Origin of the sequence: Microbacterium alcoholitolerans (assembly GCF_050408615.1) — a bacterium.
GTDB lineage: Bacteria > Actinomycetota > Actinomycetes > Actinomycetales > Microbacteriaceae > Microbacterium.
Map to the genome: position 1 here is coordinate 1 of NZ_JBNTKD010000006.1, position 1164 is coordinate 1164.

The 1164-nt window shown below is 67.6% G+C and carries 1 protein-coding gene; it reads right to left on the reverse strand.

Annotated elements, in window-relative coordinates:
* Positions 1-422: 422 nt before the first annotated feature.
* Complete coding sequence (locus tag ACQUSX_RS15920; RefSeq protein ID WP_428930000.1) at positions 423-662, reverse strand: hypothetical protein; 240 nt, start codon at positions 660-662, stop codon at positions 423-425.
* Between the last annotated feature and the right edge of the window lie 502 nt (positions 663-1164).

Genomic DNA, 1164 nt, shown 5'->3' on the forward strand with positions numbered 1-1164 from the left:
TCGGGCGTGGATGGTCGGTTCGGGTGCTGGTCGGTGCGTTCCGAGGTGGTCGAGTGGGGTGTCGAGCGACGCGCTGTCGCGGTCGCGGTGGTCGGGTTGGTGAAGGGTCGGAACGGTGGGTGCTCCCCCGCTTCCAGATCGGGCTGAGGATGACGGGGGTGCCCTCGGGTGAGCGGGGATCTCCCGGCCCTGCCGCTCGGCCCTCAGGCGGGCGCACAGCGCCGCTGCGAGCAGACGCCGGCGCCCGGTGCGCCACCCCGCCGAGCAGCTCGAGCAGCTCGCGAGCGCGACCAGATACCCCCACCCCCGGCGAGCGCGGGCGTCGCAACATACCCCCACCCGGCCCGCCATGCCCCGACAGGCCCGAACGCCCCTCACAGCGCCGCAGACAGCCGCTCAGAGCCGCTCAGACGCGGCGAGCGCTACCCGCCACCCCGCAGCGCCCCGAGCAGCTCCACCAGGCCCGCCGCGCCCACCGGCTCACCCGCGCACAGCGACCACACCCCCACCACCCCGACCGGCAGCCACCACCACGCCACCACCGCCCGCCGCGCCGCCTTCCCCACCCGCTCCACACACCCGAACCACGCCACCACTGCATCCGTCTTCTCATCCATGCCCGGCATGTGCGCGGCGCGGCCCTCACCCCCTCTCCGACCCACCTCCACCACCTCCTGCACGTCATAGGTACGACCCACGGGCCAGATCGGACACCAGCCCTCCCTCCACATAAGGGCCGCCACCGCACCTTCACGGACACAACCCCTCAGAAGGAATATCGACCGCACCCCCACAGACGACCTTGACCACACCCCCACACCCCCACACCCCCACACCCCGACGATCACACCCCGCCACCAAGCGAAAAATGCTTGCAAAATTCACACCTTTACCGCATAGCTTCACGCACCACTTATGGCCTTACCCTCCGCCAGGAAACGCGCTCAAAAATGCTTGCAAATTTCAAGCACAATTCACCTCGCACCACCGGCCCACCCGACACCACCACGCCGTCCCGCGATCCCGAAAAATGCTTGCAAATTTCAAGCACAATTCGCCGCCATAGTCCCCCACCCCCACCAACGTCCGACCCCCTCCCTAGTTTGTAAATGTCAGGTTCACACAACAGGAACAACCGAAAGGACACACACCATGGGAATGGAC